This window comes from Agarivorans sp. B2Z047 (assembly GCF_023373605.1).
GTDB lineage: Bacteria > Pseudomonadota > Gammaproteobacteria > Enterobacterales > Celerinatantimonadaceae > Agarivorans > Agarivorans albus.
The window spans coordinates 244,786-270,991 of sequence record NZ_CP088080.1; the positions used below are offsets into that span (position 1 = coordinate 244,786).

Genomic DNA, 26,206 nt, shown 5'->3' on the forward strand with positions numbered 1-26,206 from the left:
TATTACTCATCAACAGCTGTTTTTAAGAAGAAGTCGAGGGTTTCCTCGATGGTGTCTTCCATCATAATGCTTGGTTCCCAATCAAGTAAACGCTTGGCGTTGCGAATACTTGGACGACGATGCTGCACGTCTTGGTAGCCATCACCGTAGAAGGTCTTGCTTTCTACCAAATGGTAGCCGGCAAACGGTGGGAATTTTTCACGCAGTGGGTGAGCATCAAACTTCTCAACCAGGGTTTCAGCCATTTGTTTGATACTGGCTTCGTTGTCTGGCGAACCAATGTTGATGATCTGTCCATCACATAAGCCGTCTTTGTTCTCGATAATCCGGAACAAGGCTTCAATGGCCTCAGAAATATCAGTGAAACAACGTTTTTGCTCGCCGCCATCAATCAACTTGATGGGGGTGCCTTCAACTAGGTTCAAAATTAGCTGAGTAATCGCGCGACTAGAGCCAACTCGTGCTGAATTCAAGCTGTCTAAGCGTGGGCCCATCCAGTTAAATGGACGGAACAAGGTAAACTTAAGGCCGTCTTTCTTGCCGTAAGCCCAAATAACTCGGTCTAATAACTGTTTAGAGGTCGAGTAAATCCAGCGCTGGCGGTTAATTGGACCAGTAATTAGCGGGGAAGTGTCTTCATTAAACTCATCATCGGTACACATGCCGTATACTTCAGACGTAGACGGGAAGATGATGCGCTTGTTGTACTTTACACACTCACGAACAATTTTTAAGTTCTCTTCAAAATCTAATTCAAATACACGTAACGGATTACGGGTATATTCAATCGGAGTCGCAATCGCTACCAGTGGCAATACAATGTCACACTTCTTAATGTGGTATTCGATCCATTCGTTATGAATGGTGATATCACCTTCTACAAAGTGGAAATCTGGGTGGCTTAAGTGCTGTTCAATTTGGTTGGCACTCATGTCCATGGCGTAAATTTCGTATTTACCGTCGTCTAGTAAACGCTTGGTTAAGTGGTTACCAATAAAGCCGTTAGCACCCAAAATAAGCACTTTTTGGCGGCGTTTTGCAGCAATAACAGCGCTGGCTTGTGGACCAAAGCGCATGCCGGCAACTAAGTGCATTTCAGCTGCTAGTTGTTCGCCATTTAAGTACAAACCGTTTTCAGTTTGGCCTGCATTTACAATTAGAGATCCTTGAGTACAAGCAATGGTTAACGGCGCGGTGGCAACAATAGTACCTGGCGTTGCATCAAATTCTTGTTCGCTGGCACTGGTGCTCCAAAAAATCACCTTGCGCTCACCTAAAAAGGTAAAGGCACCAGGGAAGGGTTCGGTTACTGCGCGACATAAGTTGAAAATAGTTTGCGCATTGTCGGCCCATTTTATTTCACCGTCTGCAGGAGTGCGGCGACCAAATACCGTGGCTTGGCTTTCATCTTGTGCACTTAAGCTGTGCGTACCAGCGATTAATTGAGGTAGGGTAGTTGCCAATAGCTGGCTGCTTAGCTCGGTTAAGCGGCTATGCAAGGTGGCTGCAGTGTCGTCAGCATTAATGCTAAGCTTTTCTTGAGCAACAATGTCACCTGCGTCGGCCTTGCTGGTCATGGCATGTAAGGTTACGCCAGTTTCCGTTTCGCCGTTTAACAGCGCCCAATTTACCGGTGCGCGACCACGGTAGCGTGGTAATAGTGAACCATGTAGGTTAAAGCCGCCTTTTGGCGCTAAATCTAGTACTGCTTGGCTGATCATTGAGCGGTAGTAAAAGGAGAAGAATACTTCAGGCTGCATCGCCTTAATTTTTTCTATCCACAATGGATGATTTACGTCTTCCGGTGCAAATACTGGAATACCGTTACGTGCCGCTAGCTTGGCTACAGATTCAAAAAAGACATTTTCGTTGCCATCGTCTAAATGGGTAAACACTGCGGCGATTTCTACACCTGCATCGAGAAGACTTTTAATACCAGCACAACCAATGTTGTGATAGGCAAACACCACTGCTTTCATGGCTTATTCCTTAACTGTAATAGGTAAATTAGTTATCGTTGTTATCAGCGTTAACGTCGTTGTCACGGGCCTGTTTGGTTGCTTCGCCAACCAGCACATCTTGTACGTAGTAGCGTGGCCTTGCCCTTACGTCGGAATATATACGGCCGATATATTCGCCTAATAAACCTAGGCCAACAAATTGAGCACCAATAAAGATAAACAATAGAGCAAATAGCGGGAATACCCCGTCAACACCCCATTCCGCGCCATAGATTAGGCGCATGAAAAGTAACACTAAACCGAATAGGCCACCTAGTGCGGCAATTGCGCCCCCCATGATGCTAAGCATTCTTAATGGGGCGGTAGTCATGCTGGTCAGCAAATCAAACATTAGGTTAATTAAACCCATGATGTTGTATTTTGATTCGCCTTGTTGGCGCTCGCTATGTTCCACATCTATTTCAACGGTGTGGCGAGCAAAGCCATTAGCCAAAATAGGAATAAAGGTACTGCGCTCATGGCACTGCAGCATTGCGTCCACTACATGGCGACGATAAGCGCGTAACATGCAGCCGTAGTCATTCATCTCTACGCCCGTTGAGCGTTTTACAATCTTGTTGATCAGCATTGAAGGGTAACGGCGTAAGCGGCTGTCTTGGCGATTTTTGCGCACTGTACCAACCGAGTCGTAACCCTCTTCGGCTTTCGCCACCAAATTAGGGATTTCTTCTGGTGGGTTTTGTAAATCGGCATCGAGGGTCACAATCAAGTCGCCGCGTACATGTTCAAAGCCCGCCATAATCGCGTTATGCTGGCCATAATTGCGGTTAAGAATAATGCCTACCACATGGCTGCCTTCTTGGGCTGCAGCTGCTTCAATTTGATCTGCGCTGTTATCTTTACTGCCATCGTCAACCAGCAGCAACTCATAGTCTTTACCCATAGTGTCAGCAGCTGCACAAGTGCGAGTGATTAGCTCTTGTAAGCTATCGGCTTCGTTGTAAACCGGTATCACAATGGATACAAAATTGATGTCTTGCTTATGCCTCATGAGAAGGTCCAATATTTTGTTTGATTGCAGTAACTACACGCTCAACATCACTTAGTTGCATGCCTGGAAACAATGGCAGCGAACAAATGCGTTGGCTGTTAAATTCGGTATTACTTAAATCTGGGTTAATCTCACCAAACCTAGTTTGATAATTTTCTCTATAATACTTTTGACTATGGCAGGCTTTAAAATGAATGCCAGCGCCAATGCCCTGTTGTTTTAACATGCTAATGAGCTGGTCGCGGTCAAAGCCACAAATACTCGGCTCTACTCTCACTATCATTAAGTGCCAACAGTGAGTATGCACATAAGATGGCACGCTCATGGGGCTAATCCCCTCAACCTCAGCCAATAGTTTACGATAATGCGCAACTAAGGCTTGGCGCTGAGCAGTAATGCTGGCTAAACGCTGCATTTGACCTAAACCTAATACGGCACAAATGTCTGGCATGTTGTATTTGTAGCCTGGTTCTATCACTTCAGCTTGTGGCGCTCGCCCCTGAGTTTCTCTATCAAAGGCATCTACGCCTAAGCCATGAAACTTAAGGCGACGAATCCGCTCAGCTAATTCGGCGTCATTAGTGGTAAAAATGCCGCCCTCTGCTGTGGTTACATTTTTTATCGCGTGTAAGGAGAAAATACAGTGACCGGTTTGGCCAATGGGTCGACCTTTATATTCACAACCAATAGCATGTGCAGCATCTTCGACCACGGGAATATTGTATTGTTCCGCAAGGGCGTAGATGGCATCTAAATCGAGAGGGGCGCCGGCATAGTGAACCGGAATGATCAGTTTGGTTTTTTTGGTGATTTGCGCTTCAATTCGCTCTGCCGTGGTCATTAATGTATCTGCATCAACATCAACAAATACCGGCTTTGCACCCATTAAAGTGATGAGGTTAACCGTTGAAACCCAAGTCATTGAAGGAGTAATCACTTCATCGCCAGGGCCAATGCCTAAAGCTACCAGAGTGAGGTGCAAACCAGCGGTGGCGCTACTTAGCGCTACGGCGTGTTCGGCACCGGTATAGCTTTTTATGGCGTTTTCTAACTCAGCGTTTTTTGGTCCGGTAGTAATCCAACCGGATTTGAGTACCTCAACCACTGCGTCGATTTCTTGTTGTTCAATCGCTGGGCGACTTAGGGGTAAAAATGTTTGTTCCATGACTCTCGGTCAGCATATCTATACCAAAGTGGATGAAGTCTAACCGTGCTGCGGGTTTATTGAAAGGCTCAAACGTCGGTCTTGTGTGTTGATTAGGTAAATATCGGTGTTTTTTGTAAGTGCTTTCTTGAATTAGTCTACTTGTTCCAATTTATGCAACGATGCAAACCATTTTCGCTAGCTAATCAATACTCGCTGTTGTGCAACAATGCCCGCATTAAGGCCTTTAGCCTTACGCAGTTGAATTTGATTCCGCTGCTTAATTCATAAACGTATAGGGTATTAGTGATGAATAAGATTCTAACATTGGTGACTGCTGCAAGCGCTAGCTTGGTACTGGCCTTACCGGCTTCGGCTGGGCAATTAAGCAATGAGCAAAAGCAACTGGCGGTTGATATGGCCAATAGCAGTGCGCGCTGTTTGGCGGCGCATGCTTACATTCATGATAAAGATGAACGACAAGCCTTAGCGCAAATTGTTGCACACATGCCAGATGAACAAATTAGTCGGGAGTCATCAGCATTTCTAACGGTATTAGGTTACGGTTTGGGCGAGGCGTCTATGGGTTTACATGCCGTTGAGCAGGAAAGTGGCAAACAAGAAGCGCTAGCTTTAGCCGAAACGGTTTATCAGAATAACCAGTGCAATATTGACGAAGTGCTAAAAAGTGTAAGTTAGGCGCTTGTGTTTAGACAACCAAGCCTGAGAGCGGAGCAATCAGGCTTGGTATGGTTAATGCCAACTAGCTTGCTTGAGCGGTGTTTTCTAAAGATTCCTGCTGAAGATGCTTGTTATTCAAATAATCTTGCAAACGCTGCTGCTGTTCATCGGTAAATGCTAAACCTTGTTTGGTTCTGCGCCACAAAATGTCCTCTTTTCGGTAGGCCCATTCTTGCTCACACAGGTAGTCGACTTCTAATTGATATAAGTTTCCGCCAAATAGCTCACCTAAACCCTGCTGTTTAGCATTGTGTATTAATTGTTCAGCTTGGCTACCGTAGTGCATACACCAGCGGGCTACTAGCCCTGCGGGTAAATCGCTGTTGGCTTGTTGGCGCTTAATATAAGAGTGAATATCTCCGCCAATGGCACCGCCTAGTAAGAAAGAGGCTTTAGTCCACGCTGGGCCTAGATCGTTAATACGGGGAGCCAACATTTCTAAGGCCGCTTCGGCCAGTTTTCGGTAAGTGGTTAACTTGCCGCCAAATACCGATAACAGCGGAGCCCCTTCTGCTTCATCACTTAATTCTAAGGTGTAGTCACGAGTAACTGCCGAAGGATCGTTCGACTCATCTTGGCAAAGTGGCCGTACTCCAGAAAAAGTATGAATCACATCACTTGGCGCTATTTGCTTGGTAAAGTGCTGATTTACTACATCACACAAGTAACTCACTTCTTTATCGGAGATAGCCACCTCTGAAGGGTTACCTTGATATTCCACATCGGTAGTGCCAATTAACGAGTATTGCTGCTGATAAGGGATCACAAACACAATGCGTTTATCGGTGTTTTGTAAGATGTAGGATTGCGGCTCATCGTGAATTTTTGGCACCACTATATGGCTGCCTTTTACTAGACGAATGGTGCGTGGTGGTGTTTGTTGCATGTTCTCTTCAATGAACTGCTGAACCCAAGGACCAGCTGCGTTAACTAGCGTGTTGCAGCGATACTGTTGTTGCACACCCGTTTGCATGTCTTTTACATCTACCAACCAATGCTTGGCTTCGCGTTTGGCTGCTACAACTTGTTGGCGTGGCGCAATGAACGCGCCGTGTTTAGCTGCTAACAAGGCATTGCTAATCACTAGTCGAGCATCATCCACCCAACAATCAGAGTATTCAAAGCCTTTGGTAATATCACTTTTTAGTACATTACCTTGAGCGAAGCTTAGGCCCTTGCAACCAGGAAGTGTGCCGCGTTTAGCTAGGTTGTCGTAGAGAAAGAGCCCCATGCGTATCAATATCCAAGGGCGTAGGTGGGGGCGATGCGGCAAACGAAAACGCATCGGCTCCACAAGGTGAGGAGCCATATTTAGCAATACTTCACGCTCTTTAAGGGCTTCGCTCACTAAACGAAACTCATAATGTTCTAAATAACGCAGGCCACCATGGATCAGCTTCGAACTAGCAGAAGAGGTTGCGCTGGCTAAGTCATTTTGCTCAAACAAAGCAACGCGTTGCCCTCGGCCAGCAGCATCTGCCGCTATGCCCACGCCGTTTATACCACCACCAATGACGATTAGGTCGAAGTTATGCGGGTCATTTGTTTGTGCCATGTTGAGCGATCCTTTCACTGAAGTTCGTTTTGTTTCGTTATCGAGCATAATAGAGCATTTTGTGATCAAAAAACAATTACCGATGTAAAAAAAATGTGCAAAACGCGCTTTTTAGCTTGCTGGCTAGATTTGTTTGCGTGGAGTATTTGCTCTAAACTGTTACATCTTGTTAACAATTGTTTGCGGTAAGCTATGAAAATCCATCAGCTGGAAGGCTATATTCAGAACATTTTTTTGATTGAGTATCCGAACAAATTACTCTTGCTGGATGGCTGTTGCCGCGCTGATGTTGCAATGCTTAAGCGTTTTATTTGTGAACAGTTAGCACGACCACTTAGCCAACTAGAATTGGTGATGGTAACCCATATGCACCCAGATCATGCCGGTGGGGCCAGTTACCTGCAGCGTCGCTACCAGCTTTCTATAGCAGGTGCAGAGCACCCCGGCGAGTGGTATCAAGGTATTGCTGGAAGGTGTAATCACTTAATGGATTTAGCCTTGGCTCATTATGTGGCTAGGCGTCATCAGCGCGCTAAAGCTAATTTATGGTATTCGCCAACACTCAAATTTACTCATCGACTAAAAGACGGCCAAAATCTCCCAGGCTTTGAAGATTGGCAAGTGTTGTTTACTCCGGGCCATACCGATCGTGACTTATCGCTCTATCACCCAGAGACTAAAACCTTGTATGTGGCCGACTGTATATTGCGGGTTAAAGGAAAGCTGATTTGTCCCTTTCCGATCAGCAGTCCTCGTCAATATCGAGGCTCAATTGAAAGGTTTAGCCAGCTACAAGTTGACAATTACTTATTGGCCCATGGCGAGGGCGGCAAGATTAGCCAAGCAGAACTACAACAGCTGCAGCAACTTTGCCCCGAACAGGCTACCAGCTATAAAGGTTTTCTTGGTGAACTGCTGCGCAAACGCTTAACTGCTTAACTGAGTAGGGCAAAGCGTTAACTGTACGTCTTGTTGTTTAAGGATTTCGCTGATGTCTTGTGGCACTGGTCGATCGGTATACAAGTGGTCAATTTGCGCAATATTGCCAATGTTAATCATCGCGTTACGGCCAAACTTACTGTGGTCTGCGGCAAGAATAACGTTGCGAGAACTGGCAATAATGGCCTGAGTCACCCTTACTTCATGGTAGTCAAAGTCTAGTAGCGAACCATCTAAATCAATGCCGCTAACCGTTACTACCCCATAATCTAGGCGAAATTGTTTTATGAAGTCGATGGTGGCTTCACCCACTATGCCGCCATCTTTATTACGCAATGCGCCGCCGGCCATAATCACATTAAAATCGTCTTTAACCATTAGTAGTGATGCAACATGAATATTGTTGGTGATAATGCGTAAATCGCGGTGCTCCAATAAGGCTCTTGCAATCGTTTCGGCGGTGGTACCAATATCTAAAAACAGTGATGCGCCATTGGGGATCTGCTCGGCAATTTTCTGAGCAATGCTTTCTTTTTCAAGATGTTGTTTAATCTTTCGACTGGAATAAGAGTCGTTCACTACGCTACTCGATAGTAACGAAGCACCACCATGGTGGCGGTGAATCAGCTTCTGTTCGGCCAATACATTAAGGTCGCGGCGAATGGTTTGCGGGCTTACATTAAGTGATTCTACTAATTCTTCGGTAGCCACAAAGCCTTGGGTTTTTATCACCTGCAAGATTTGTTGATGGCGTTGAGTCTGCTTCACAACTGGGTTTCTCTTATTGGTATACATTTTATAGCGCAGTCATAAGTCTACTTAAAATGCAGTTTTTGTCACGGTTAACAAAGCGATACCGCAAACTGCATCGCAGCTTTTTAGAGAAATTGCTGAAATGAAATTAAAGTTTTGTCACGCTTTGGTTAAAAAAATGTTCTAAAATGTTCGTTTTCGAGCATAATAGACATAAATGCTAATCTGGAACCGTAATATCAATGGACACCGCACGATATATAGTTGCCCTTGATCAGGGCACAACAAGCTCAAGAGCGATTATTTTTAACCAAGACTCTGAAATTGTTGGCAGCGTACAACGCGAATTTAGCCAATTTTTCCCAAAATCAGGTTGGGTAGAGCACAATCCCATGGAGATATGGGCTAGCCAAAGTGCATCTTTAACCGAGGTTTTGGCAAAAACCGGTATCCGTAGTGATCAAATTGCCGCGATTGGCATTACCAACCAGCGAGAAACAACCATTGTTTGGGACAAAAACACTGGCCAGCCTATTTATAATGCCATTGTCTGGCAGTGTCGCCGCACCACCAAGTTATGTGAAGAGCTAAAAGAGCAAGGCTGGGAAGAGTATATTCAAGATACTACAGGGCTAATCTTAGATGCCTACTTTTCTGGCTCAAAGCTAAAGTGGATTTTAGATAATGTAGAAGGTGCTCGCGAAAAAGCCGAAGCGGGTGATTTGCTGTTTGGCACGGTAGATAGCTGGTTAGTTTGGAAGCTTACTAACGGGCGAGTGCATGTCACCGACTATACCAATGCCTCTCGCACCATGATGTTTAACATTCATACCTTGCAATGGGATGACAAGTTGTTAGATATGCTGGGTGTGCCTAAACAAATGCTGCCAGAAGTGAAAGCCTGTTCGGAAATCTACGGCCAAACCAATATTGGCGGTAAAGGTGGAACGCGTATTCCTATCGCCGGTATCGCTGGTGACCAACAAGCGGCGCTATTTGGTCAGCAGTGTTATCGCAAAGGCATGGCAAAAAACACCTACGGCACCGGCTGCTTTTTATTGATGAATACTGGCGAAGTACCGGTTAAATCAACCCATGGTTTGCTCACCACTATCGCTTTTTCTTTAGATGGCAAGGTTAATTACGCCCTAGAAGGTAGTGTATTTATGGGCGGTGCTACCATTCAATGGTTGCGCGACGAGATGGGATTGATTCGCGATGCCTCCGATACCCAATATTTTGCCTCTAAGGTGGACGATACCAACGGGGTATACTTAGTACCTGCTTTTGTGGGTTTAGGTGCTCCCTACTGGGATCCTTATGCACGCGGTACCATTGTAGGGTTAACCCGAGGCGCTAACCGTAACCACATTATTCGTGCTGCGCTTGAATCGATTGCTTATCAAAGCCGAGACTTATTAGAAGCTATGCAAGCCGATGCTGGGATTTCTCTAAAACAATTACGAGTAGACGGCGGCGCAGTAGCCAATGATTTTTTATTGCAGTTTCAGGCTGATGCGCTGGGCACTGAAGTAGTACGCCCTTCGCTGATCGAGTCTACCGCCTTAGGCGCTGCTTACTTAGCTGGCTTAGCAGTGGGTTACTGGGAGAGCGTAGAAAGCTTGGCCGAGAGCAATACCCCAGATCGTTGTTTCTCTCCTGATGGTGATGAGGCGAAACGAGAACGATTATACAAAGGTTGGAAACGTGCGGTTGATTGCAGCCGAGGTTGGTACGATAAAGACCTAGATGACTAACCAGTTATAGCGCGTATATTCGAAAAAGCCGCTAAGCAGTAGCGGCTTTTTTGTGCCTGCCACCACAGTTTATGTGTTGATTCTCAGTAAATGCCTAGCTTCTTCGAAAAATGATGAGCTTAACGCGATTCATTGCTAATGTTTAAGGGGCTTACTGGAGAATAATGCTGGAGGAAGTAGGTGACCAATAGTTCCTTTGAGACGCTAGATTTAAATTTACTAAAAGTGTTTGTGGTGTTAGCGCAAGAGCTTAATACGCGCCGCACTGCCGAACGTATGAATGTTAGTCAGCCAGCGATTAGCCGTAGCTTGCAAAAACTGCGAGAGCATTTTGCAGATGAGCTTTTTGTACGTGCTCAACATGGGCTTATTGCCACCCCAAAAGCCGAACAGTTATCGCTTAGCTTGCCAAGCATTTTAGCCGAGCTTGCTAACGTTGTTGACCACCATAATGACTTTGACCCAGCTAAGTTAGAAGGCGTACTAAAAGTTGCTATGCACCCAATGTTATTAGCGTCGGTCGCTAAGCGTTTGTTTGTGGCGTTGCAGCAGCATGCGCCGGATCTACGTCTGCAAGTGGCTACTTGGGGAGCTGATACTTGCGAGTTGATTCAACGTGGGCAAATTGATTTTGGTTTGTGTTTATTGCCGGTAGAAGGCTCGAAAGAGCTAGTGCAACGACGTTTATGGCGCCAGCCTATTTATGTTTATGCGCGTGATGCTCATCCAATTGGTGACGACATTGTCACCCCGCAAGATTTTGAAAACTACGCTACTGCGCTCATTCATGTTCCGGGTTGGAGCGCGGCTCGTACCGAAGCAGAAAAGTTTTTGGCAGCCCATGGCGTAGAGGTGACTATTGGTTTTCGTTCTGAACTGCCGGGATCGATTATGGATGTATTGCGGGTGAGTGATTTAGTTTACCCCAGCGTGACTTATTACCCGCCAGAAGATATTCCCGGCATTAGGCAATTGCAGCTAAGTGAAGAGTTTAAAGGTTTGGCACTGAAGTATGATACCGGCTATGTGTTCCATTATCGCAATCGACAAAACCCTTTGTACCTATGGTTGCAGGAGATTTTGGTAGAACAATGCCGTGATGAGATCTTCAGCATCAACTAACAGGGAGTCTTATGTTGCTAAGCTTGAGCGAATTGTTCGCGGCCGGCTAACCAACGGTCAATTAAAGGTTCAATAGCAACCGGTGTTTGCTGAAGAAGTTGTTTAGCTAGGCGCTGCGCTTCACCTATCATTGCTTGGTCTCGTACTAAGTCGGCAATTTTAAATTCTGCTAAACCGGTTTGCTTGGTGCCAAGTAGTTCGCCTGGGCCTCTAATTTCCATATCGCGTTGGGCAATTACAAAACCGTCGGTGCTGTCGCGTAATACACTTAAACGTGAACTGGCGGTTTTAGATAAGGGGCTGTGGTACATCAATACGCAGTGGCTTTCTACTTGGCCACGACCCACTCTGCCACGTAGCTGGTGGAGCTGAGCTAAACCTAAACGTTCGGGGTTTTCTATAATCATTAAACTGGAGTTAGGTACATCTACACCCACCTCGATTACGGTGGTAGCCACCAGTAAATCAAGCTGATGGTTTTTAAACTGCTCCATTACCCACTGCTTTTCTTGCGGCTTCATGCGGCCATGCACTAAGCCAATGCGTAAATCGGGTAGTTGTTTTTGTAAAGTATCAGCGGTGTCTTCGGCTGCTTGGCACTGCAGCACTTCTGATTCTTCAATTAAGGTACAAACCCAATAAGCTTGGCGCCCGTCGTTATGGCAAGCCTGATACACCCGTTCGATCACTTGCTCACGGCGAGTATCGGGCAAGGCCACGGTTTTAATTGGGGTTCGCCCGGGCGGCAACTCATCAATAATCGACAGCTCCAAATCGGCATAGGCCGTCATCGCCAAGGTGCGAGGGATAGGGGTAGCCGTCATAATTAACTGATGGGGTAAAGTGTTGCTGCCATCTACAGCGGCGCCTTTCTCGCGTAAGGCCATGCGTTGGTGCACCCCAAAGCGGTGCTGCTCGTCGATAATCACTAAGGCGAGTTTGGCAAATTGCACTTGCTCTTGGAAAATGGCATGAGTGCCCACTACCATTTGCGCTTCGCCGCTGGCTATGCGCTCCATAGCCTCGTTGCGAGCTTTGCCTTTTTGTTTGCCAGCAAGCCAATCAACTTTAATGCCCAAGGGCTCGAACCATTTAGCAAAGTTAAGCGCATGCTGCTCGGCCAATATTTCCGTGGGCGCCATCAGTGCCACTTGATAACCATTCGCTAAAGCCTGCAAAGCCGCCATTGCTGCTACTAAGGTTTTGCCACTGCCTACATCGCCTTGTACCAAACGCATCATGGCATGTGGCTGCTGAGTATCGCTTTTAATTTCGGCCACCACCCGTTGTTGGGCATTGGTTGGTTTAAAGGGGAGCTGGGCTAAAAACTGCTGTTCTAAGCCACTGGCAAGCGGTAAAGCAATGGCCGCTTGGCGCTGTTGCTCTTGGCGTAGCTTTAACATGCTGAGCTGGTGCGCGGCTAATTCTTCTAATACCAAACGCTGCTGGGCAGGGTGCCGGCCTTCTTCTAATAAGCTGAGCTCGGTATCTGGATCGGGGCGATGCAGCTGCATTAAGGCTTGGTTAAGATCTAAACCATGGGGGCGTAATGCGGGTGGTAGCCAATCTACCAAGGGATATTGCTCTAGTAACTTAAAAGCTTGCTCACTGAGTTTACGCAAATTGAGCTGCTTTAAGCCCTCGGTAGTGGGATAAACCGGTGTTAGCTTTTCATCCATTAACGGTGCACTAGGATCAGCAACAATGCTGTATTCCGGGTGGATCATTTCCCAACCATGTTTACCGCGCTTAGCTTCGCCAAAGCAGCGCATCCACTTACCCTGTTGCATGGCAGCCTTTTGGCCGTTATTAAAGTTGAAAAAGCGCAGGGTAATGCTGCCGCTGCCATCGCTGATGCGACACGTTAGCATGCGACGACGGGCGTGAATGGTTTCTACCTTGGTTATTTCGCCATGCACCGAAACATGCGCGCCGTGCAGTAAATCATTAATTGGCCATACGCGAGTGCGGTCTTCATAACGCAGGGGTAAGTGCAGCAGCAAGTCGCCAACATTTCGAATATGTAGGCGTAGGAGTTTTTCGGCAAGTTTGTCACCCACTCCTTTAAGTGCGGTGATGGGCAGGCTGCTTAATTCCACTTAAACCACTGTAAATATGATCATGTACCAAGAGTATATATGAATTTTTCGGCTATTATTACTAATCAAGGGTTTAACTGTGGTTGGGGCGAGAAATGCTAAGGTTTCTTTGTAATATAGGTTTGGCTTTGCTGTTAGCGATTGGCGTTATTGAAGCCTGTATGGCGGAACAGGCCGCTCGCCCAGCGCAGCTACACAAACCCGAGCAACCCATAGAGCGCCCAATCCCTAGCCATCCTATTGAACGTCCAATTCGATCTATTTACCCAATTCGTCCGCCTGCTCAGTTACCCCATCGTTGGCAAGGTGCAAGAACCTACTATTGGGTCGCTCCTAGCGATTTGTGGCAACCAGAAGCCTTAAAGCCAGAGCAAGTTATAGAGCTAGAAATCGAAGCCGACGACCGAGCCGAATTACTGCTTATTGATGGCCGCGATAAAGTGGTATTTGATGGCTGGTTAGGCATGGGTGATCTGCGCACTTGGCAGGTAATGCACCCAGCATCCTTGTACTTTTCTCAAATCGAGGGTTTTAGCTTAAAACTTAATGGTAGCGAGATTGATTTGTCGGGCTATCCGCAAGATCAACCTTTGTCGTTAACCCTAGCGCCACAAGCCGAGTAGGCCAGGTTAACTTGTTCGCTATAGGTTCAAATTTGTAGCCGCTTCACGTATTATCTAGGCCTTTAGTGGCCGTAGTGCTGCATTATAAATCCACCCATCGAATTCAAAGGTATAGATTTGCTATGGCCAAGTTATCGCTGCAAGAGCAGATGCTTAAAGCTGGTTTAGTTGACAAGAAAAAAGCCAAAAAAGTAGGCAAAACCAATAAAAAATCACGCACCTTGGCCAAGGAAGTAAAAGCAGCTGCCGAGCAAGCCAAGCTTGACCAACAACAACGTGACGCCGAATTAGCTCAGCAACAAAATGCTGAGAAAGCCAAAAAAGCCGTTGCCGCTCAAATCAAGCAATTGATTGAGATGAACATGTTAGACAGAAAGCGTGGTGAAGAAGCTTACAACTTCACCTATGAAGGCCTAATTAAAAAGATTTATGTTACCGAAGAACTGCGCAAGCAGCTTAGTAACGGCCGCTTAGCCATTGTTACTCTGGGCGAAGCTTATGAAGTCGTCCCTACCATTGTGGCGGAAAAGATTGCCCAGCGTGATGAAAGCGTAGTAGTGCTAATTAACGACCCAAGCCAAGATGTGATTGATGAAGATGACCCATATGCTGATTATCAAATCCCAGATGATTTGATGTGGTAATGGGATGCTAGTTTGAGAAGAAACCGCTAATTAGCGGTTTTTTTGTATTTGTTATTTGTTATTTGTTATTTGTTATTTGTTATTTGTTATTTGTTATTTGTTTTGCGAACCTACCGTCTAATCGTCTACTTCATTGCGTTCCTTAGCTGATTTGATGGGTTCAAACGCTGACCATGTTGTGTATCACTTTTGCTTGTTAGGTAGGTTGTTGATTTAGGTTTCGCCTTGCCGGCGATACACTTTTCTTTGCGCGGCCAAAGAAAAGTGTACAAAAGAAAGGCCGCCCGCATTCCCTTGAATCTTGCGTTTCTCATAAATCAACGCGCCTACGGAAACTCGCTACGCTCAAACAGTCCTCGGTTTAATCCCTTGTTTACTTCGCTACTCGGCGGAGATGATGGTGTATTGAAAGCAGAGCTGTGAGCTTGTGTTTATATTAGTTTCATTTGAACCAATGCTTGGTGTTGGTTCAGGTTTCGCCTTGCCGGCGATACACTTTTCTTTGTGCGGCCAAAGAAAAGTGTACAAAAGAAAGGCCGCCCCGCATTCCCTTGAATCTTGCGTTTCTCATAAATCAACGCGCCTACGGAAACTCGCTGCGCTCAAACAGTCCTCGGTTTAATCCCTTGTTTACTTCGCTACTCGGCGGAGATGATGGTGATTGAGAGCAAAGAGCCGGGCTGCGTAACTCTTAGCTTGATGTATGAAAATGATCTCTACGTATTCGCTTTTGATCTTAGTTTCCCCTCATCATCGCCGAGTAGCGCAGCGAGGGGCGGGTAAAGGCAAAACTTGTTTGAGCGAAGCGAGTTGTTTTGACGCCGCAGTGAGTGAGCAACGCAGGAAGAAGATGATGCTGGGGCAGCCTTTCTTTTTCCTTAGTTTTTCTTTGGCTGTTCAAAGAAAAAGGAAGTCGCCGTCAGGGCGAAATCCGCAACCGAAGCTGGGTAAAAAGCCAAATAAGTAGGGGAGTATTCAGTTGTAAAGAATTCTATAACTGTTATTAGTTTTTGTTAGTTTATTTTTAACTCTCACTTTGAGAAGTCGCCTTTTGACCAACTTTTCTAAAAACATGTAATGTGTCTTAAGAATTAGAGGTGTTAGGTAACTGATTAAATGAATGAGCTATATCGTTATAGAAGCTACAACGAAAATACGATCAGGGAGTTGATAGAGAGTGAACTTTGGCATTCTCATGTTCGCCTCCTCAATGATCCCTTTGAGCATCCGTTTGAGTTTGATTGGAATGAGTTTAAGATCGAGAAACTACCCGAAATCAATGAGCACCTTAAATTACTATCTCATAATCAGCTGATGTCATTATATATTCAACAGGAAGAAAATCGGGTTTTGGATTCTTACAAGAAATTTATTAAGACCCAACTTGAGGACCTAGGGAAAAATGCGACTGGAACTTTTATTTGTTGTTTTAGTGGCGCTTGCGATGAGCCGTTGATGTGGTCTCATTATGCGAATGGTATGACTGGCCTTTGTTTTATCTATGATAAAGCAGAGTTATCTAACCATGAGAAAATAAGCCTAAATCCAATTGACTATAACAAAAGAGTTAAAAAGATCACATACAGAGATTTAAACGCATCAGTGACAGAGCGAGCTAAGCAATTCAGCTTCACGAAAGGTAAAATGATGAATCAGGTTTTTGCTAAAACTGAATTATTTAATTTTAACTTTACATATCAAAAGCATATTCGCTGGAATTATGAAGCTGAGATTCGTAGTGTTCTATTTGCTGAAAGTGATGAAGAAAATGCTAAGTCAGGGGTAGTTGAAACTGTTTCTGATAAAGCTCTAATTGGTGTGATTATTGGTTCTAGAATGGATAAAACCAATCGAAAAGTTATCGCTACCCTCTGTAAGGAGCGAGGGATACCAATACATGTTGCTGCTCCCAACAAGAAAGATTACTCAGTAAATATTTATCGCGATGTTGATGACCCTGTTAATTTTGAAGAAAGTTGATGTCACTGCGATATAGAAGATACAAAAAAGCCGCTCAATGAGCGGCTTTTATCATCAACACATCATCTGATTAGATATGAGAAAGGATCTTCTGAACCGTTTCTTTAGCATCACCAAACAACATGTCTGTATTCTCTTTAAAGAACAATGGGTTTTGAACACCGGCATAACCAGTGGCCATTGAACGTTTAAATACAATCACGTTCTTCGCATCCCATACTTCTAGTACTGGCATACCCGCAATAGGGCTGCCTGGCTCTTTAGCTGCAGGGTTAACCGTGTCGTTAGCACCAATTACTAATACTACGTCGGTAGAGGCGAAGTCTTCGTTAATCTCGTCCATTTCCATTACGATGTCGTAAGGTACTTTGGCTTCGGCTAACAATACGTTCATGTGACCAGGTAAGCGACCAGCTACTGGGTGAATAGCAAAACGTACGTTTACGCCTTTATCACGCAGTTTTTTGGTAATTTCGGCCACTGGGTATTGGGCTTGTGCTACTGCCATGCCGTAACCTGGGGCGATGATTACTTCGTTAGCGTCTTTTAGCATTTCTGCTACTTCTTCAGCCTGTACTTCGGTATGTTCACCTTGGTCTACGTCGGTAGCTACCGTGCCACCTTCGCTACCAAAACCACCTAAGATTACGCTGATGAACGAGCGGTTCATTGCTTTACACATGATGTAAGACAGAATCGCACCCGAGCTACCTACTAGTGCACCGGTTACAATTAGCAAGTCGTTGCCTAGCATGAAACCTGCCGCTGCTGCTGCCCAACCTGAGTATGAGTTAAGCATCGATACAACCACTGGCATATCGGCGCCGCCGATTGCAGATACTAGGTTGTAACCAAATACAAAGGCGATAAAGGTCATGATAACTAGTGGCCACATAGAGCCGCTGTCCATGAATACACTGCCTAGGTAGATTGATACTACAATCATGCCTAAGTTTAGCCAGTGAGCGCCTGGTAGGGCTTTAGGGGCACTGCTAATAAGGCCGCGAAGTTTACCAAAAGCGACTACCGAACCGGTGAAGGTTACTGCACCAATAAAGATACCTAGGAATACTTCTACGTCGTGAATAGATTTTGCTACTGGGTCAATTAAGCCAGTAACTGAATCAATTAACGAGCCGTGGTCGATAGCACTTGAGAAACCAACCAATACTGCTGCCATACCTACGAAACTGTGCAAAATAGCAACCAGCTCTGGCATTTCGGTCATTTCAACTTTAAGTGCTAAACGGATACCAATAGCGGCACCAATTCCCATGGCTAGGGTAATAATCCAGCTACCGCCGGTTACTTGGGTGCTAGCTAATGTGGCTAGTACGGCTATAACCATACCGATGATGCCAAAGATGTTACCGCGCTGGGCGGTTTCTTGTTTACTTAGGCCGGCTAGGCTGAAGATAAACAATAGGGCAGCGATTAAATACGCTGCAGAAACTATACCTTGAGACATGTGACTATTTCTCCTTAGTCGTCTTTACGGAACATTTTCAGCATCCGCTGAGTCACAGTAAAACCACCGGCGATATTAATGGTGGCGATAAGCACGGCGATCCCCGAGAGTAGTAGTACTACCCAGGAGGTGTCGGCTTTCATCTGCACTAAGGCGCCCACAATAATAATGCCGCTAATGGCGTTGGTTACACTCATTAATGGAGTGTGCAAGGCATGTGTTACGTTCCAAACTACGTAGTAACCCACTACACAAGCCAGCAAGAACACAGTGAAGTGTTGTACAAAGTCTGCTGGTGCTGCGTCGGCTACCCAAGCAAAAGCGGCCGCACCGGCTGCTGCTAGCACAGGTTTTAGCCAAGGCTTGCTTGGTTTTTCTTCTTCCACTTGAGCCGGCTCTGCAGCAGGTGCTTCGGCTTGAGGCTGAGCACTTACTTGAATTGCTGGCGGTGGGAAAGTGATTTCGCCATCTTTAACCGAGGCTACGCCACGTAAAACTTCGTCTTCGAAGTCGATGTTGATTTCGCCATTTTTCTCTGGGCTAAGTAACTTAAGTAGGTTTACTAAGTTGGTGCCGTAAAGTTGGCTAGCTTGAGCAGGCAAACGGCGAGAAATATCGGTTAAGCCGACAATGGTTACATCGTGCTTAACGGCAATTTCACCAGGCTCAGTTAACTCACAGTTACCGCCAGTGGCTGCTGCTAAATCAACAATTACGCTACCTGGCTTCATTAATTCAACCATGTCGGCCAAAATCAGCTTTGGAGCTGGACGGCCTGGAATTAATGCGGTGGTAATAATGATGTCTACATCTTTGGCTTGTTCGCGGAACAAGGCCATTTCGGCTTCAATAAAGGCTGCGCTCATTTCTTTTGCGTAGCCGTCACCGCTGCCAGTATCTTCTTCTTCGTAATCAAGCTCTAGGAACTCGGCGCCCATAGAGTTAATTTGCTCTTTTACTTCTGGGCGAGTATCAAAGGCGCGCACAATGGCGCCCAAGCTACCGGCGGTACCAATGGCAGCCAAACCGGCTACACCTGCACCAATTACCAATACTTTAGCGGGTGGTACTTTACCCGCAGCAGTAATTTGACCGGTAAAGAAGCGGCCAAAGTGGTTAGCTGCTTCTACCACTGCACGGTAGCCGTCTACGTTGGCTAGCGAGCTACGTGCATCCAAAGATTGAGCACGAGAAATCCGTGGCACCATGTCCATGGCTAATAAGTTAACCTTGGCTGCTTTAAATTTTTCAAGCAATTCTGGATTTTGTGCAGGCCATGCAAAACTGGCTACCGTTGCGCCTTCCTTTATAAGAGAAAGTTCGTCGGTGGTGTTGTCGCTTCCGTCTAATGGAGCGTTAACCTTAAAGATGAGGTCAGCTTGAAATGCTTGCTCTTTGCTTACAATTTCTGCGCCTGCTTCGCTATAAGCATCATCATTAAAGCTGGCTGCTGTTCCTGCACCGCTTTCCACTGCCACAGAGAAGCCTAGTTTAAGCAACTGCTCTACGGTTTTTGGGGTGGCGGCTACCCGGCTCTCCTGGTCGAAGATCTCCTTAGGTATTCCGATTTGCATAGTGTGTTCCTGCTAATGGTTGTTATGTTGAGTTGCTGTGTTGGCAACACGTCGCTGCATATTAAATGTTTGTTAGCTACTGCATGTTAGCTAATTTTTCGCATTTGGTGTGTATGAAAGAAAACTACGGCCTAACAGTCAAGTAACTTCGCACAAAAGTATCGCTTATTTCCATTGGTCAAACCAATTTGTAAAGTTTATCGGTGTGATAGGTTATGCCTAGGTTGAATAAAGTTAGCAGAATGTAACGCGCACCTGTGTAAAAGCTTAGTAGTGGCATGGAAATAGCAAGAACCCATTGCGTCTACTACTCTTTAATAAAAGCACCTTACCAAGCTTGGCAAGATGCGAGATGTAAACCAAACCATAAGAGGAAGTAGTTAACTAAACTAACGGTGCGTTGGAGGTTGTTATGGGTATTGCATTATCGTTAATCATTGCAGTATTGGTGTGGGCAAACATGGTTCAGGCAAAGCCTAAACTGGCGCTCGACTTTAGTGTTGAGAATGAGCTCGAACAACCTCAAGCTGCTAGTGATTTATTTAATGATATTAATTGGTTACAAGAACAGCATTTTAGTGCTCGCAGCGCTAGCAGTAATCAGCTTCCTACTAGTACTACAGAGCAATCTGAATTTTTACGTTACCAGCAAGTGCCGCAATGGCGTGCTAATTGGCGTGGTGGAGTGCGCTGGCAAGCGCAGAATAATTTATTGTTTCGTGCCAAAGGTAACCGTTTGTCGGGCCATTTAACCTTGTCGAACAAAACGCTGTGTGCAATTTGCAAAACGCAAATTGACACCACAGTATGGAAAGATGGCCACGTACAGCTGCAACTTAAATCTTACTTTGAATAACCCAGCGCTGAGCAGAGGATGCCAATAAGCTCTTGTATATTTGGTGATTGATACTCTGGTTTGTTCCACCGTTGGCCGTGTTATAGCGCTGCTTTCACAGTGACTACCATCAGAGCCAAAAAAATATCTAATATGCTTATCTACTTTATTCGCTAAAGGTTTTTGCATTACCGAATTACGTTTTTATTTTGCTATTTCTTGGCTTAGTTAACATCTCAGTGAAATCGCTCTAAATTACCTATTTTGCAGTAGCTTGGCGGGAATTTCTCAGGATATAATCTAATAAAAAAGAGGAGACTATCTTGGGCTATTTGTTGTTGGCCTTAATGCTTGTATTAGTTTTACCCGCAGTAAGCTTTTTTCTCGGTTATATCCACCTTTATCTAGAATATGGCGTGGTGGTGTCGGCAACCATTATTGCATTATGGCTTTTCTTCGATTTCGTAAAAATCAAAAAGCGCTAAGCCTAGCCTGTGAGCGGCCTGCGCTCTAGTTTTGCAACTGTCTTTTATGTTATTAGCTACTATTTTGAATAATTATTCACTAGGCTTTATTTGAATGATAGCTCGGTGTAAGTAACTGATTCATCTATTGTTATTTTCTCGGCTTAACCCGAATATAGCCAAACAGATATAAAACACATTTTCTACATGCCAAAAAGCTATAAGTAATATTTTCTTATATTTTGCCTTATTTTTAAGTTGTTGTTTTTTATGGGTATTATTTTTTGTGGATTTGGCTTGCATCCCCAAAGTGGTAAATTAGTACTTCACATTTCTAGCAAAAGCCTATAGATTACCTCCCGCAAGACTGAGCTAGATCAAGAAATCTTTGGCTAAATGGAATTTTTACTGATTATTTCTTGTGCAATTCTTATTCACTAGCTAGCCTTACTTACGCAAGTGGCAATAAGCAAAATATAACGAGAAATTAAACATAACATTTAACTTTTTCACCCTTGCAACAACTTAGGAGATTTATCTAAATGGAACAAGACCAACAACAAACGATGCGTTGTTTTGCAACTGGTAAAGGTTTTTTTGTGCGCCTTCCAATCAGTGAAGATATTGAAGCAAAAGAATGCGAATCAGATGTTGAAGCGGCCGAGTAAACTACCCCGTAGTTGCCTTTTTAACTCGTGACTCGAACTAACGCTTGTTACATCCTAAACCGCTAGCTTTGGCTAGCGGTTTTTTTATGCTCGTCTCCTACCGCATAATTTGTACCTTTTCTTAGCATCAAAATAATAGTTATCGATGAGTTTGCTTTAGGTCAAACTCGCTGGTTATTTTGGCCTCAACTTCCTGTTGGGCCAGTTTGTCTCTACTAAAATAAAATTGAGTAAGCTGTTGTTTAGTGTTGGTCCTAACTAAGGAGCTTATTATGAACATGTTACCTAGAGATCATTGGTTTGGAGAAGACCATTTATGGGAGCAGCTTTTTAGCCCACAATTTACCATGCGTGATGACGGTTTTTTCCAACCGCGTGTCGATATCATCGACAAAGAAGATAGCTACTTATTTGTTGCCGAGTTACCTGGTGTGGCTAAGGAAGATATTGATGTGCAGCTACACGATGGTGTGTTGAGCATTCAAGCCAAAATTGAGCAGCAACACCAACAGCAGGGTGACAGTGTACTGCGTAAAGAACGCCGCAGTGGCTTTTTCCGCAGAAACATTAATGTTGGTAAAGCAATTCAAGCTGAGGATATTAGCGCTGAATTAGTCAACGGCCTGTTAATGCTTAAAGCGCCCAAAGCTGTTGCTAAGGTGAGTGAAAAGCAGCAAATAGAAATTAGTTAAGCGGAGTACCGCCTTGGCTAAGTAAAACAAGCTGCCAGTTATTGATGGTTATTGCTGGCGGCTTGGCTTTGTTCACGTAAGTGCTGTAAAAAGGCGCTGATATTGGGGTTTTCGAAACGCTGAGCTGGATAATAGGCGCATACGCTGCGTTGCTCAGACAATAAGCCGGGTAGCACTTCAACTAACTTCCCGTCTAATAGATGTTGTTGTACCAGATCTTCTGATACTAATACTACGCCCATATGGTGAACAGCTGCTTGAATGGCTGCCATAGGGTCATGAGTAACAAAGCGACAAGCTTGGTTAAGCACAGTGCCTTCATTTAGTTTTACACCGCCTGCTTTGATTTGCCCTTGCACCAACAATAGCGGTAGAGCTTGTAGTTGCTTTGCGCTTTGTATTGGGCCGCAACCCGCTAAAAATGTAGGGCTGGCAAAACACTTCACTGCGTAATTAAATAGATGCAACATGCGATAGCTAGTGCTATCAAAATTGTCTAGCTGGCGCGTTACTACAATGTCGAGCGATAAATCTGGAATTTCCCCAGGCTCTACTTCCAATAACTCAATATTGAGGTGCGGATGCTTTGGCAAAAAAGAAGCAATTAAGGGCGTCACAAATAAACTGCCCGATACCGCAGGAGCGCCAATAGTGAGGCTGCCAGTTAAGCCAAGACTAGAGGGGCCAAGTTGTTGGCGCATATTATTGAACTGGCTTAACCAATCGCAACTTTGCAAATAAAACTGCTGGCCTTGCTCGGTTGTGCGCACCCTGCGAGTCGTACGTAATAACAATTGGCAATGCAATTGAGACTCTAACCAAGAGATGCGTTTGCTACAGGCTGAGGTAGTAATATTAAGTTGCTGCGCTGCTTGCACAAAGCTGCTGCTCTCTACTACTGCTACGTAGGTTTGCACCGCGTTCAACCAATCCATATTCGGCCTCTTTTGATTAATTATTTCCTGGCGGGAAATAAATCATGTCTTTGATGAATGATTATCCGCTTTTGGCTTTGATTTACAATGAAGAACGCTGATGTATTGGAGTTTATTAGTGAGCTATTCGCGAGTCCCGCTGTTTTTTTCTATTGCCTTTATTGCTTGTTCCCAATTAACCAATGGGTTGCTGGCGCCTGCCTTACCAGAAATGGCCACGCATTTTGCGGTAGAAGAGCATTTAGTGCAGCGCCTTATTGTGGTGTTTATTTTAGGCTTAGGCATATCCCAACTATTTTATGGCCCGCTAGCCGATAGTTATGGCAGGCGACGGGTATTTTGGATGGGGCAGGCAGTTTTCCTGGTGGGTAACCTACTCACGTTTTTGGGCTTTAATCATCTTGATTTGTTATTAGCCGGCGTACTAATTCAAGGTTTAGGTGCAGGCAGTAACCAGATACTGGCCCGCTGCTTAATTAGTGACAGTTATCGCGGTAAAGAGCTAAAGCATGGTTTTGCTTGGTTGGGCATGGCTGCGTCGGTTATTCCCGTTTTAGGTCCGGTTATTGGTGGCATAGTGACAGCTTACTGGGGCTGGCACTATCTATTTGTGATCATTGGTATTGCTGGCGCAAGTTTACTAATTATTGCTGCCAAGCTATTACCAGAAACCCAAACAGAAGTTGGCCCGCCGCTAAACTTGAACCGTGTGGCAAACGACTACTTAAGCTTGGCCTTCGATCGCCACTTTATTCATTACTCTAGCTTTGCTTGGATCGCCAGCATTGGTTTGATGTACATGATTAGTAGCGCACCTTTTGTATTGCAGCATGGCTTTGGTTTGTCGGCTGATGATTTTGGTTTAGTGATGATAATCCCGGCTGCAGGTTTGGCTTTGGGCAGTGCTTTTACTCGCCGCTTTAACGGTCGCTGGCCAGAGCAACACATTTTGCTGCTAGCCTCGCTGCTGCCTTTTATTGCAGCGTTTATATTGCTCACCCATTCAAGCACGTTAATTTGGGTGATTGTAGCAATGAGTTTGATCAGCATTAGCGTAGGGGCTATTTATCCTATTTCTCAATCTGGTCTATTTGGCCACTTTTCGGGGCAAGCTGGCACGGTGTCTGCCTTAAGTGGCACAACGCAGATGACCCTTACCGCCTTAGCCGTTGGTGGCTTAACAACCGCCTTTATGCCGAGCCCAAGTGCGATGGCGATCATATTTAGCGTGATGGCTTTAGCCTTAATACTCAACATGGTGATCCAGATAGTGAAAGTGAAAGCGCCAACTATGCAATGATTGCTGCTTATTGAGTTATCTGCAGTTTACTTGCTTTAGGGGGTTATGATGACGATTCGCCAATTGGGAAAAACTGAGTATTTGTTTGCCGAATTAACCAGCACGGGAGCCATGTTGGTGGTGAATGCGGTGACAGTGACAGGTAAGATAAACACTCACTTTATTCCGCGAATCCATCAGTTATTGCAACTTCGCCACCCTTTTTTATCACTGTGTTTAAAACAAGTGGCGCAGCAATGGCAGTGGCAAGAGTGTTCTAGCCAGCCAGAACTTGAAGTGGCAGAAATTGATGAAAGCAAGCTGCCATTTTCCCAAGCATTGCGTGACACCATGCAGCAACAAACTAATACTCCGCTCAACGTTGGCGGCCCGCTTTGGCGGGTATCGATATTGTTAGGTCAGCAGCAATCAGCGTTGGTGATTAGCATGCATCACAGTATTTGTGATGGCTTGTCGGCGGCTTCTTTGTTAGCTGAGTGGTTAGAGCGACACCAGCAAGTGGCTCAACAAATGGTGCCAGATATTCAGCGCTTAAGTATTCGCGCTGGCGTTCACCAAGCCTTGGCCATGGATGAGTACTCGCCTGACGATAACCCTTTTGCCACTCCTATTAGCCCGGCTCAGGCAGGAGTATGGCTAAACCAGGCTGGTTTAACGCAAAACCAACAGAATAAACTGGAGCTGTTGAATTTTAGCCAGCAACAATCTCAGCGTTTATTGGCGATAAGCCGTATACATCAAGTGAGCCTTACCATTACGCTTTATTGCGCAGCGATTGAAGTAGCCGCAAAGATTGCTCGCTCACCAGTGAGTAAAGTAAGTGCAGGCGGTAATGCCAATGTTCGACCAATAGTTGAACCACCGGTAAATCAGCAAGAACTAGCTTGTTATGTTTCTATGTTCTCGTTTGAAGTGGCTAGCGATTCATCGCAAGGCTTTTGGCGACGCGCTCAGAAAATTAAACAGGCCTATAAAGAGAAAGTCGACTCTGGTCTGCACTTGGTGTCGTGCAACGACAATTGGTGGGAGGCGCAGGCACCACGCCGCGCCGATGATGAAATGCAGCAAGTTGCTGGCAGGTTCAATTGCTTACACCTATCTAATCTTGGGCCTTTAGAGCCGGTGTTTGACTCTTTGGAAGATTCTGGTTTAGTTCCCCAGCAATACTATTTTACTGCCGCCCAGCATTTGGTAGGGGCCATATTTTGGCTTGGCGCGCAAAGTGTCGCTGGCGGATTAAGCCTTACGATTAATTGTGTAGAACCGATGGTTGATCAAGCAATGCGTAACGACTTTAGCAGTTTGCTTAAACAACGCTTGTTAGGCTTAATTGAAGAGCGTTGAGCGTTGAGCGATGAAAGATAAAGCTAACAGACGAGGTCTATAAGGTTTGATAGCTAGAACCTATCGCTAACAGTGAAATATTCGATTTTTTTATTTAGTAGCTAGCCGCTATAGTAGGGCTAATTCACATTGGTTTTGGAGTTTAAGATGTTTGCAGTAATTTTTGGTCGCCCTGGTTGCCCTTATTGTGTTCGTGCCAAGCAGATCGCCGAGCAATTAAGCGAAGCACACGAAGACTATAACTACCGTTATGTTGATATTCATGCTGAAGGTATCTCAAAAGCCGATCTTGAAAAAACGGTAGGTAAGCCGGTTGAAACTGTACCGCAGATTTTTGTTGACGAGAAACACGTTGGCGGGTGTACCGAGTATGAAGCACTAATGCGCGAACAGTTTGATATCTAATACAAGATTACCTCATTAAAGCCCGGCACTCGCCGGGCTTTTTGTTGCCTACTACTTAAGTAAACAAAAAAATACAGCATTGTTGCTAGCGCTTAGCTACAAAAGTGACGATTGTTTAACTAAGCTCAAATTAACTCGATGTAGCCAATAGA

The 26,206-nt window shown here is 45.2% G+C and carries 23 protein-coding genes; 14 read left to right on the forward strand and 9 right to left on the reverse strand.

Annotated features, from left to right (window positions below):
* Positions 1–2: 2 nt before the first annotated feature.
* The 3 genes from arnA to arnB are packed head-to-tail and all read right to left on the reverse strand — an operon-like array spanning position 3 to position 4,177.
* The gene (gene arnA / locus LQZ07_RS01155; protein ID WP_152783735.1) at positions 3–1,979 is read right to left on the reverse strand and encodes a bifunctional UDP-4-amino-4-deoxy-L-arabinose formyltransferase/UDP-glucuronic acid oxidase ArnA; all 1,977 of its coding nucleotides are present in this window, start codon (positions 1,977–1,979) and stop codon (positions 3–5) included.
* A 28-nt stretch (positions 1,980–2,007) separates the two neighbouring features.
* Positions 2,008–3,012: an undecaprenyl-phosphate 4-deoxy-4-formamido-L-arabinose transferase gene (gene arnC / locus LQZ07_RS01160; protein WP_016399870.1), complete on the reverse strand. Its 1,005-nt coding sequence runs from the start codon at positions 3,010–3,012 to the stop codon at positions 2,008–2,010.
* On the reverse strand, positions 3,002–4,177 hold the full coding sequence (gene arnB, locus LQZ07_RS01165) for a UDP-4-amino-4-deoxy-L-arabinose aminotransferase (protein ID WP_152783733.1): 1,176 nt from the start codon (positions 4,175–4,177) through the stop codon (positions 3,002–3,004). The genes arnC and arnB overlap by 11 nt, the downstream gene beginning before the upstream one ends.
* A 288-nt stretch (positions 4,178–4,465) precedes the next feature.
* Here arnB and LQZ07_RS01170 point away from each other — a divergent pair, with 288 nt between their 5' ends.
* Positions 4,466–4,855, forward strand: a complete 390-nt coding sequence (locus LQZ07_RS01170; RefSeq protein ID WP_040306589.1) for a hypothetical protein — start codon at positions 4,466–4,468, stop codon at positions 4,853–4,855.
* 64 nt (positions 4,856–4,919) lie between these two features.
* Here LQZ07_RS01170 and glpD read toward each other — a convergent pair whose 3' ends face one another.
* The gene (gene glpD / locus LQZ07_RS01175; protein WP_152783731.1) at positions 4,920–6,452 is read right to left on the reverse strand and encodes a glycerol-3-phosphate dehydrogenase; all 1,533 of its coding nucleotides are present in this window, start codon (positions 6,450–6,452) and stop codon (positions 4,920–4,922) included.
* A 192-nt stretch (positions 6,453–6,644) separates the two neighbouring features.
* Here glpD and LQZ07_RS01180 point away from each other — a divergent pair, with 192 nt between their 5' ends.
* Positions 6,645–7,391 (forward strand): MBL fold metallo-hydrolase, encoded by a 747-nt coding sequence (locus tag LQZ07_RS01180; RefSeq protein ID WP_152783729.1) that lies wholly within the window; start codon positions 6,645–6,647, stop codon positions 7,389–7,391.
* On the opposite strand, the gene LQZ07_RS01185 is transcribed toward LQZ07_RS01180, so the two are convergent.
* Positions 7,380–8,159 (reverse strand): DeoR/GlpR family transcriptional regulator, encoded by a 780-nt coding sequence (locus tag LQZ07_RS01185; RefSeq protein ID WP_016399865.1) that lies wholly within the window; start codon positions 8,157–8,159, stop codon positions 7,380–7,382. The genes LQZ07_RS01180 and LQZ07_RS01185 overlap by 12 nt on opposite strands.
* Before the next feature lie 227 nt (positions 8,160–8,386).
* Here LQZ07_RS01185 and glpK point away from each other — a divergent pair, with 227 nt between their 5' ends.
* Complete coding sequence (gene glpK / locus LQZ07_RS01190) at positions 8,387–9,901, forward strand: glycerol kinase GlpK (protein WP_152783725.1); 1,515 nt, start codon at positions 8,387–8,389, stop codon at positions 9,899–9,901.
* A gap of 180 nt (positions 9,902–10,081) precedes the next feature.
* Complete coding sequence (locus LQZ07_RS01195; protein ID WP_152783723.1) at positions 10,082–11,023, forward strand: LysR family transcriptional regulator; 942 nt, start codon at positions 10,082–10,084, stop codon at positions 11,021–11,023.
* Between the two features lie 17 nt (positions 11,024–11,040).
* Here the strand turns inward: LQZ07_RS01195 and recG are convergent, their stop codons facing one another.
* On the reverse strand, positions 11,041–13,122 hold the full coding sequence (gene recG, locus LQZ07_RS01200; RefSeq protein WP_249483453.1) for an ATP-dependent DNA helicase RecG: 2,082 nt from the start codon (positions 13,120–13,122) through the stop codon (positions 11,041–11,043).
* Between the two features lie 95 nt (positions 13,123–13,217).
* Between recG and LQZ07_RS01205 the strand changes: the two genes are divergently transcribed.
* From LQZ07_RS01205 to LQZ07_RS01215, 3 genes are all read left to right on the forward strand, one after another.
* Positions 13,218–13,745 carry a RodZ domain-containing protein gene (locus LQZ07_RS01205; protein WP_152783721.1) on the forward strand — a complete coding sequence of 176 codons (528 nt, stop codon included), beginning with the start codon at positions 13,218–13,220 and terminating at the stop codon, positions 13,743–13,745.
* 122 nt (positions 13,746–13,867) lie between these two features.
* Positions 13,868–14,389: a DUF2058 domain-containing protein gene (locus tag LQZ07_RS01210; RefSeq protein ID WP_152783719.1), complete on the forward strand. Its 522-nt coding sequence runs from the start codon at positions 13,868–13,870 to the stop codon at positions 14,387–14,389.
* 1,116 nt (positions 14,390–15,505) lie between these two features.
* The gene (locus LQZ07_RS01215; RefSeq protein ID WP_152783717.1) at positions 15,506–16,369 is read left to right on the forward strand and encodes a DUF2971 domain-containing protein; all 864 of its coding nucleotides are present in this window, start codon (positions 15,506–15,508) and stop codon (positions 16,367–16,369) included.
* A gap of 70 nt (positions 16,370–16,439) precedes the next feature.
* On the opposite strand, the gene pntB is transcribed toward LQZ07_RS01215, so the two are convergent.
* Positions 16,440–17,837: a Re/Si-specific NAD(P)(+) transhydrogenase subunit beta gene (pntB, locus tag LQZ07_RS01220; RefSeq protein ID WP_016399856.1), complete on the reverse strand. Its 1,398-nt coding sequence runs from the start codon at positions 17,835–17,837 to the stop codon at positions 16,440–16,442.
* Between the two features lie 14 nt (positions 17,838–17,851).
* Positions 17,852–19,411: a Re/Si-specific NAD(P)(+) transhydrogenase subunit alpha gene (locus LQZ07_RS01225; protein ID WP_152783715.1), complete on the reverse strand. Its 1,560-nt coding sequence runs from the start codon at positions 19,409–19,411 to the stop codon at positions 17,852–17,854.
* A gap of 412 nt (positions 19,412–19,823) precedes the next feature.
* On the opposite strand from LQZ07_RS01225, the gene LQZ07_RS01230 reads away from it, so the two are divergent.
* From LQZ07_RS01230 to LQZ07_RS01240, 4 genes are all read left to right on the forward strand, one after another.
* Positions 19,824–20,267, forward strand: coding sequence for a hypothetical protein (locus LQZ07_RS01230; RefSeq protein WP_152783713.1), 444 nt, complete (start codon positions 19,824–19,826; stop codon positions 20,265–20,267).
* Positions 20,268–20,569: 302 nt separating this feature from the next.
* Complete coding sequence (locus tag LQZ07_RS01235; RefSeq protein ID WP_016399852.1) at positions 20,570–20,731, forward strand: hypothetical protein; 162 nt, start codon at positions 20,570–20,572, stop codon at positions 20,729–20,731.
* 521 nt (positions 20,732–21,252) lie between these two features.
* A complete protein-coding gene (locus LQZ07_RS24525) occupies positions 21,253–21,378 on the forward strand; it encodes a hypothetical protein (protein WP_016399851.1) in 126 nt (41 codons plus the stop codon).
* A gap of 272 nt (positions 21,379–21,650) precedes the next feature.
* On the forward strand, positions 21,651–22,070 hold the full coding sequence (locus tag LQZ07_RS01240; RefSeq protein ID WP_016399850.1) for an Hsp20/alpha crystallin family protein: 420 nt from the start codon (positions 21,651–21,653) through the stop codon (positions 22,068–22,070).
* Positions 22,071–22,108: 38 nt separating this feature from the next.
* Here the strand turns inward: LQZ07_RS01240 and LQZ07_RS01245 are convergent, their stop codons facing one another.
* Positions 22,109–23,005, reverse strand: coding sequence for a LysR family transcriptional regulator (locus tag LQZ07_RS01245; protein ID WP_152783711.1), 897 nt, complete (start codon positions 23,003–23,005; stop codon positions 22,109–22,111).
* A 100-nt stretch (positions 23,006–23,105) separates the two neighbouring features.
* Here LQZ07_RS01245 and LQZ07_RS01250 point away from each other — a divergent pair, with 100 nt between their 5' ends.
* The 3 genes from LQZ07_RS01250 (at position 23,106) to LQZ07_RS01260 (ending at position 26,054) form a co-directional block, all read left to right on the forward strand.
* Positions 23,106–24,305: a multidrug effflux MFS transporter gene (locus tag LQZ07_RS01250; protein WP_152783709.1), complete on the forward strand. Its 1,200-nt coding sequence runs from the start codon at positions 23,106–23,108 to the stop codon at positions 24,303–24,305.
* A 45-nt stretch (positions 24,306–24,350) separates the two neighbouring features.
* A complete protein-coding gene (locus LQZ07_RS01255; protein WP_152783707.1) occupies positions 24,351–25,649 on the forward strand; it encodes a condensation domain-containing protein in 1,299 nt (432 codons plus the stop codon).
* Between the two features lie 147 nt (positions 25,650–25,796).
* Complete coding sequence (locus LQZ07_RS01260; RefSeq protein ID WP_016399846.1) at positions 25,797–26,054, forward strand: GrxA family glutaredoxin; 258 nt, start codon at positions 25,797–25,799, stop codon at positions 26,052–26,054.
* Positions 26,055–26,206: the final 152 nt, after the last annotated feature.

Excerpts from the sequence above, each read along its gene's own strand:
- arnA (WP_152783735.1), bottom strand. The coding sequence starts at position 1,979 with ATGAAAGCAGTGGTGTTTGCCTATCACAACATTGGTTGTGCTGGTATT.
- arnC (WP_016399870.1), bottom strand. The coding sequence starts at position 3,012 with ATGAGGCATAAGCAAGACATCAATTTTGTATCCATTGTGATACCGGTT.
- arnB (WP_152783733.1), bottom strand. The coding sequence starts at position 4,177 with ATGGAACAAACATTTTTACCCCTAAGTCGCCCAGCGATTGAACAACAA.
- LQZ07_RS01170 (WP_040306589.1), top strand. The coding sequence starts at position 4,466 with ATGAATAAGATTCTAACATTGGTGACTGCTGCAAGCGCTAGCTTGGTA.
- glpD (WP_152783731.1), bottom strand. The coding sequence starts at position 6,452 with ATGGCACAAACAAATGACCCGCATAACTTCGACCTAATCGTCATTGGT.
- LQZ07_RS01180 (WP_152783729.1), top strand. The coding sequence starts at position 6,645 with ATGAAAATCCATCAGCTGGAAGGCTATATTCAGAACATTTTTTTGATT.
- glpK (WP_152783725.1), top strand. The coding sequence starts at position 8,387 with ATGGACACCGCACGATATATAGTTGCCCTTGATCAGGGCACAACAAGC.
- LQZ07_RS01205 (WP_152783721.1), top strand. The coding sequence starts at position 13,218 with ATGCTAAGGTTTCTTTGTAATATAGGTTTGGCTTTGCTGTTAGCGATT.
- LQZ07_RS01210 (WP_152783719.1), top strand. The coding sequence starts at position 13,868 with ATGGCCAAGTTATCGCTGCAAGAGCAGATGCTTAAAGCTGGTTTAGTT.
- LQZ07_RS01215 (WP_152783717.1), top strand. The coding sequence starts at position 15,506 with ATGAATGAGCTATATCGTTATAGAAGCTACAACGAAAATACGATCAGG.
- pntB (WP_016399856.1), bottom strand. The coding sequence starts at position 17,837 with ATGTCTCAAGGTATAGTTTCTGCAGCGTATTTAATCGCTGCCCTATTG.
- LQZ07_RS01225 (WP_152783715.1), bottom strand. The coding sequence starts at position 19,411 with ATGCAAATCGGAATACCTAAGGAGATCTTCGACCAGGAGAGCCGGGTA.
- LQZ07_RS01230 (WP_152783713.1), top strand. The coding sequence starts at position 19,824 with ATGGGTATTGCATTATCGTTAATCATTGCAGTATTGGTGTGGGCAAAC.
- LQZ07_RS24525 (WP_016399851.1), top strand. The coding sequence starts at position 21,253 with ATGGAACAAGACCAACAACAAACGATGCGTTGTTTTGCAACTGGTAAA.
- LQZ07_RS01240 (WP_016399850.1), top strand. The coding sequence starts at position 21,651 with ATGAACATGTTACCTAGAGATCATTGGTTTGGAGAAGACCATTTATGG.
- LQZ07_RS01245 (WP_152783711.1), bottom strand. The coding sequence starts at position 23,005 with ATGGATTGGTTGAACGCGGTGCAAACCTACGTAGCAGTAGTAGAGAGC.
- LQZ07_RS01250 (WP_152783709.1), top strand. The coding sequence starts at position 23,106 with ATGTATTGGAGTTTATTAGTGAGCTATTCGCGAGTCCCGCTGTTTTTT.
- LQZ07_RS01255 (WP_152783707.1), top strand. The coding sequence starts at position 24,351 with ATGATGACGATTCGCCAATTGGGAAAAACTGAGTATTTGTTTGCCGAA.
- LQZ07_RS01260 (WP_016399846.1), top strand. The coding sequence starts at position 25,797 with ATGTTTGCAGTAATTTTTGGTCGCCCTGGTTGCCCTTATTGTGTTCGT.